At 73.6% G+C, this 6,760-nt stretch carries 4 protein-coding genes; 1 reads left to right on the top strand and 3 read right to left on the bottom strand.

Going from position 1 to position 6,760, the window contains the following annotated elements:
- The 3 genes from ACX6XY_RS27380 to ACX6XY_RS27370 all read right to left on the bottom strand — a co-directional run.
- Positions 1-1,240 (bottom strand): protein kinase (locus ACX6XY_RS27380; protein WP_460336343.1); only part of this gene is annotated, 1,240 nt, incomplete at its 3' end.
- A 183-nt stretch (positions 1,241-1,423) separates the two neighbouring features.
- Positions 1,424-3,313: a serine/threonine-protein kinase gene (locus ACX6XY_RS27375; protein WP_460336340.1), complete on the bottom strand. Its 1,890-nt coding sequence runs from the start codon at positions 3,311-3,313 to the stop codon at positions 1,424-1,426.
- A 152-nt stretch (positions 3,314-3,465) separates the two neighbouring features.
- The gene (locus tag ACX6XY_RS27370; protein WP_460336337.1) at positions 3,466-5,172 is read right to left on the bottom strand and encodes a glycerol-3-phosphate dehydrogenase/oxidase; all 1,707 of its coding nucleotides are present in this window, start codon (positions 5,170-5,172) and stop codon (positions 3,466-3,468) included.
- Positions 5,173-5,428: 256 nt separating this feature from the next.
- Here ACX6XY_RS27370 and ACX6XY_RS27365 point away from each other — a divergent pair, with 256 nt between their 5' ends.
- Complete coding sequence (locus tag ACX6XY_RS27365; protein ID WP_460336334.1) at positions 5,429-6,688, top strand: nucleotide sugar dehydrogenase; 1,260 nt, start codon at positions 5,429-5,431, stop codon at positions 6,686-6,688.
- Positions 6,689-6,760 lie beyond the last annotated feature (72 nt).

The raw sequence follows: 6,760 nt of genomic DNA, 5'->3' as shown, positions 1-6,760 counted from the left end.
GCACGGCCCCATGCCACCCGGCCGCCGCGCCCGACCCGCGGCCGGGGCCGCCGGAAGTCTGCCCGCCCGGCGTCGCGCTCCCCGGCGGCTGGCCCTCGCGGGCGTTCGGACCGTCACCCGGCGGGCGGCCGACGCGGAAGTCCCGGAGGGCTCCCGGCTGTCCGCCGGGCGGAGTCCCGGCCGTCACGCCGTACGGGTCCGCGATCCGGCCGGGCCGCTGCCTGTCCTGGCCGGGCTGGCGGGGCTGACCCCCGCGGCCGGGGTCCGCGGCCGCGCCCGAGGCCGAACCCGGAGCCGCACCGGGAAGACCCCGTTCCTCGTCCGCGCGGGCCGCCGCGGCCGCCGCCCTCGCCCCCGCGCGGTACGCGGCTATCGCCCCGGCTCGCGCGGCCCGTACGTCCTCGGCGGCCAGCTCGCCACCGCCCCCGGCACCGCTGGCACCGGGCCCCGCACCCGTACCGGGACCCCCGCCCGTTCCAGGGCTCACGCCCGTACCGGAACCGGGACCGCCTGGCTGCCGCCCCGGCGCCGGGTGCTCCGTCTCATCGACCTGGTCGGCCTGGTCGAACTGGTCGAACTGGTCGAACTCAGCCACCGGCACCGGGTCGTAGCCGCACAGCGCCTCCTCCGCCGCGCCCGCCGCGAGACCGGTGAGCATCACCCGGCCGTCGTCGCAGACCAGGACCGTGCGGGCGGTGATGTTCCGGTGCACCCAGCCGTGCGCGTGCAGCGCGCGCACCGCCGTCAGCACGTCCGACGCGACCTCGGCGGCCCGGTACGGCGACAGCGGCTGCTCCGCCAGCAGCGCGGCCAGCGGCCGCGCCGCCACCATCTCGCTCACGATCCACAGCGAGCCGCCCTCGGCGAAGACGTCGAAGACCTGGTCCAAGCGCGGGTGGTCGGGTATCTGCGCGGCGGCCTGCGCGGCCTCGATCGCCCGCCGCACCGCGGGGTCGGTCGGCCTGCGCGTGGTACGCCCCGAGGCCCGCCGCGACGCCGGGGCGCGGCCAACACCCCGGTGGTCCCGGTGGTCCCGGTGGTCCCAGTGACCCCCGTGCTCCCCCTGGTCCCCGTCGAGCAGCTCCGCGTCCACGACCTCGGGCAACGGCACCTGTCTGACCAGGACTTCCTGCCCGCTGTAGGTGTCGAAGGCACGGGTCTCGGCGAACTCGTACTCATCGGACGGCGGCAGCGGCAGGCGGTAGCGGTCGGCGAGTACCCGTCCCGCGTAGTCGTCCACGACGCCTCCCCGTCAGCGCGCGGCCAGAACCCTTCGCCGAGCCCTGGCTCCCAGCTGTCCGCACCGCTGCCAACCCGTCAAGTCCGGTCGATTCCCGGCACATTGCGGCTGCGTACGGTCCGCGACCTCTCACGATACGTGTCCTCGACCCGCCGCGCCGCCGGGTCGCGGCAAACCGCCCGCTCAGTCCGCGGGCCGGAAGGTGTCGAACGACGTCTTGCGCAGCGTGCGGCACTCGTCGCCGTCCCACTCCGACGCCTTGCAGCTGATCATGATCGAGTAGCCGCGCTGGGAGTCGACCCGGAAGCCCCGGTTGAGGACCCGTACCCGCTCGCCCTGCTGCGTACGCTCGAACTGCCAGTCGGCCACGGTCGGATAGCCGTGGTACTCCTCGACCTTGTGGATGCCGAGTGGCTTGAAATTGCTGCTGCTGGCGGCGACGGCGGGCAGCAGACTCCGCCAGGCGGCGACGGCGTCGTCACCCGGAGTCGCGTTGAAGTCGACCTGTACGCGCGGGAATCCGCCGGACTCGTTGTATATCCGGCCGGAGTTCCGCCCCGCTATGCCCTGGGGCCGGAAGCTCTCGGGCATCGCCATGGAGAAGCGGAACTGGGAGTCGGAAACCTGCCGGTAGCCCGCGGGCAGGCCGTCGGCCCCGGAGTCCGTGCCGCCGTCCCGCTGCCCGGTGTCGCCCTGCCCCTGAGCACCGCCCTGGGCGTCGCCTTGGTCGCCCTGCTCGTCGTCCTTGCCACCGGTGTCGGCGTCGGCGTCGTTGGCGTCGTCGGTGTCATCGGCGTCATCGGCGCTCTGGTCGTCTTGACCGCCGTCCCCGCCCCGGTCCGCGCCGTCGCCCGCGCTCGCGCCGCTCGACGCGGCCTTGTCGCCGCCCTGGCCCTTGTTGGACTGCTGTCCGTCGTCACCGCCGCCGCTGAGCGCGACCCCGACGACGACGCCGACCAGGGCGAGCGCGGCGACGGCCGCCGCGATCACCAGCGTCCGCCGCGACGCCCGCCCGCGCGAGCCCGATCCCCCAGACGACGCCGACGACGCGGCCGCCGCACCGGACTTGGCGGCCGGCGGCGGCCCGGAGCGGCTGACCGCCGCCGGGTCCGCGTCCCGCCCGGCGGAGGCGGAAGGCGCGCGCGGGGGCTCCGACGGCAGCGGCACCGCCGCGGTCTCCTCCAGCCGCGCCCCCGACTGAGCGTCGCCCTCCTGGTCCGGCGCGTCCAGGACCTCGTTCAACAGCCTCCGGGCGGCCGCCTCGTCGAGCCGTCGCTCCGCGTCCTTGACGAGCAGGCCGTAGATGACCTTCTCCAGCCGGGGGCCCGCGTTCTTCGGCGGGTCGAGCGGCTCGGTCATCACCGCGGTGAGCGTCGCGATCGCCGAGCCCTTGTCGTACGGCGGGCAGCCCTCGACGGCCGCGTACAGCAGACCGCCGAGCGACCACAGGTCGGCGGCGGGCCCCGGCTTGCGGCCGCGCGCCCGCTCCGGCGAGATGTACGAGGGCGCGCCGACCAGCATGCCGGTCGAGGTGATGGACGGGTCGCCCTCGACCTGCGCGATCCCGAAGTCCGTGAGGACGACCCGGCCGTCCTCGGCGATCAGCACGTTGGACGGCTTCACATCGCGGTGCAGGATGCCCGCGCGGTGCGCGGCGCGCAGCACGTCCAGGACGGCGAGCCCGACCTCCGCCGCCCGCCGAGGCGTCAGCAGGCCGTCCTCGCGTACGACTTCGGCCAGCGACCTGCCCTCGACGAGCTCCATCACGATCCACGGCCGGTCGTCCTCGTTCACGACGTCGTAGACCGTGATCGCGGCGCTGTTGCGGATCCGGGCGATCGCCTTGGCCTCGCGCAGGGTCCGGGTGATCAGCCGCCGCTTCTCCTCCTCGTCGATGTCCGAGGGGAAGCGCAGTTCCTTGACCGCGACCGTACGGCCCAGCGTCTCGTCCTCGGCACGCCATACGGTGCCCATGCCGCCGCGACCGAGCACATCTCCCAGCCGGTACCGACCGGCCAGCAGACGCGTGCTGGCGTCCGCACCGGCCTCCTTCGGCTGCTCCGCCTCCGACATGCGTCCCCTCCGCGTCGCCGTGCCCCAGGTCGCCTGTCAGGTCGCCGCCGACAACCAGCCCTGGCAGAGCCTTCATTGTCCCCCATGCCAGGGCGAGGACCGGCCGGGGGTGACCTTGACCGCCCCAGGGCCGGTCCGGGGTGGTTCAGGGCCTACCGCGGCACGATGTCCGGCGCCCCCAACCGCGCCGCGTCCGCCGTCAGATCGTCCGGCTGACGCTGCGACTCGCGTTCGGCCTCCACCCGCTTCTCGTAGTGCTCCACCTCGCGCTCGATCTGGTCCTTGTCCCAGCCCAGGACCTTGGCCATCAGCTCGGCGCACTCCCGCGCGCTGCGCGTGCCCCGGTCGAAGGTCTCGATCGAGACGCGCGTACGGCGGGTCAGCACGTCGTCCAGGTGCCGTGCGCCCTCGTGTGACGCCGCGTAGACCACCTCGGCCCGCAGATAGTCGTCCGCGCCGGTCAGCGGCGCGCCCAGCGAGGGGTCCGCGGCGATCAGGTCCAGGAGTTCCTCGGTCAGCGAGCCGTAGCGGTTCAACAGGTGCTCCACGCGCACCACATGGAGTCCGGTGTCGGCGGCGATCCGCGCTCGCGCGTTCCACAGCGCCTTGTACCCCTCGGCGCCGATCAGCGGGATGTCCTCGGTGACGCACTCGGCGACCCGCTGGTCCAGGCCGTGCACGGCCTCGTCCACGGCGTCCTTGGCCATCACCCGGTACGTCGTGTACTTGCCGCCCGCGATCACCACCAGGCCGGGCACCGGGTGCGCCACCGTGTGTTCGCGCGACAGCTTGCTGGTGGCGTCCGACTCGCCCGCGAGCAGCGGCCGCAGGCCCGCGTAGACGCCCTGGACGTCGTCGCGGGTGAGCGGTACCGCGAGTACCGAGTTCACATGCTCCAGGAGGTAGTCGATGTCCGCGCTGGACGCGGCGGGGTGCGCCTTGTCCAGGTCCCAGTCGGTGTCCGTGGTGCCCACGATCCAGTGCCGCCCCCACGGGATCACGAACAGCACGCTCTTCTCGGTGCGCAGGATCAGCCCGGTGGTCGAGTTGATCCGGTCCTTCGGCACCACCAGATGGATGCCCTTGGACGCCCGTACGTGGAACTGCCCGCGCTCGCCGACCATCGCCTGGGTGTCGTCCGTCCACACCCCGGTGGCGTTGACGATCTGCCGGGCCCTGATCTCGTACTCGCCGCCGCTCTCGGCGTCCTGCACGCGGGCGCCGACCACCCGCTCGCCCTCGCGCAGGAATCCGGTGACCCGCGCGCGGTTGGCGGCCTTGGCGCCGTACGACGCCGCGGTGCGCACCAGGGTCGTCACATAGCGGGCGTCGTCCATCTGGGCGTCGTAGTACTGCATCGCGCCGATCAGCGCGTCCTTCTTCAGACAGGGGGCTGCTCGCAGCGCGTGCCGCCGGGTGAGGTGCCGGTGCATCGGCAGTCCGCGTCCGTGCTCCTTCGACATCGACATGGCGTCGTAGAGGGCCACGCCCGAGCCCGCGTAGATCCGCTCCCAGCCCTTGCCCTTCAGCGGGTACAGGAACGGCACCGGCTTCACCAGGTGCGGGGCGATCCGCTCCAGCAGCAGCCCGCGCTCCTTCAGGGCCTCCCGTACGAGCGCGAAGTCGAGCATCTCCAGATAGCGCAGCCCGCCGTGGATGAGCTTGCTGGACCGGCTGGACGTGCCGGACGCCCAGTCGCGGGCCTCGACGATGCCGGTGGCGAGTCCGCGCGTGACGGCGTCGAGCGCGGTGCCCGCGCCGACCACGCCCGCGCCCACGACCAGCACGTCGAGTTCCCGTTCGGCCATCGCCGCCAGTGCCTCGGACCGCTCGGCCGGTCCCAGTGTCGTTGTCTTCACGCTGCCTCCCGTCGCCCCCGTGTGGTCGGGCTCACACGCTCGATTCTGTAGCCAACCACCGACTTCAGCCACCGCCTGCGACTGCTCCTTCTGGGGGGACACCCCCCAGCCCCCCCCCAACACTCGCTAGAACGACACCCACCAATGCGGCATATCGGTCATATTTACTCCTAACCTGACATTGCGCTCGCTCGTTCTGTCCACAGGGCTTGCGCGCCACCCGCGCTCCGGCTATTGGGAAGGACGGCCCACCGCCATGCCCGCAGATCTCGCCGTCGTCGGAATCGGCCACCTCGGCCTGCCCCTCGCCCAGGCCGCCGTCTCGGCCGGTATCGAGACCCTCGGCTACGACCCCCGGCACGCCCCCGCACTCGCCGCGGGCCGCCTGCCCGCCGACGAAGGGCCCCTCACCGCCGCCGACCTGCGCCGGATGCTCGCGGGCGGCTTCCGGCCCACCGCCAGCGCGGCCGAGCTCGGCCGGGTGCGCACCGCCGTCATCTGCGCCCCGACCCCGCTCGGCGCGGACCGCGCGCTCGACCTCACCCAGGTGGCCGACGCGGCCCGCGCGCTGGCCGCCCGGCTGCGCCCGCACACCACCGTCATCCTGGAGTCGCCCGCGTACCCCGGCACCACGGACGACTTCCTGCGCCCGCTGCTCGAAGAGGGCTCCGGACTGCGCGCCGGACGCGACTTCCACCTCGCCTACTCGCCCGGCCGCCTGGATCCGGGCAGCCGCACCCACGGCTACGCCAGCACCCCCAAGGTGATCGGCGGCCTCACGCCCGCCTGCACCGAGTCGGCCGCCGCCTTCTACGGACGCCTCACCGACAAGGTGGTACGCGCGCGTGGCACACGGGAGGCGGAGACCGTCCACCTCCTGGAGACCAACTACCGGCACGTCAACATCGCCCTGGTCAACGAGATGGCCGTGCTCTGCCACGACCTCGGCGTCGACCTGTGGGACGTCATCCGCTGCGCCGAGACCAAGCCCTTCGGCTTCCAGGCCTTCCGTCCGGGCCCCGGCGTCGGCGGCCACGCCGTGCCCCTCGACCCCAACTACCTCCCGCACACCGCCCGCACACCGGGCCACCCGCTGCGCATGGTCGGCCTGGCCCAGGAGATCAACCAGCGAATGCCGCAGTACGTCATCCAGCGCGCCGCGACCCTGCTCAACGAGCACGGCAAGTCCGCCCGCGGCGCCCGCGTCCTGCTCCTGGGCACCACCTACAAGCCCGACCTCGCCGACCAGCAGGGCGCGCCCGCCCAGGAGATCGCCACCCGGCTGATGCAGATGGGCGCCACGATCAGCTACCACGACCCGTACATCGCGCACTGGCGGGTGCTCGGCCACCCGGTCCCGCGCGCCGACTCGCTCTACGAGGCCGCGGCCGACGCCGACCTGACGATCCTGCTCCAGTCCCACCGCACGTACGACCTCCAGGGGCTCGCGGTCAAGGCCCAGCTCCTGCTGGACACGCGCGGCGCGAGCCCGGTGGGCGCGGCCCACCGGCTGTGACCGCCCACCGGCTGTGACCGCGCCGGGGAACGCGAGAGGGCCCGCGCCACCAGCCGGTGGTGCGGGCCCTCT

This window comes from Streptomyces sp. O3, from assembly GCF_054788135.1.
Note: the sequence above shows the minus strand (reverse complement) of the source record. Positions and strands in the feature narration are given on the sequence as shown.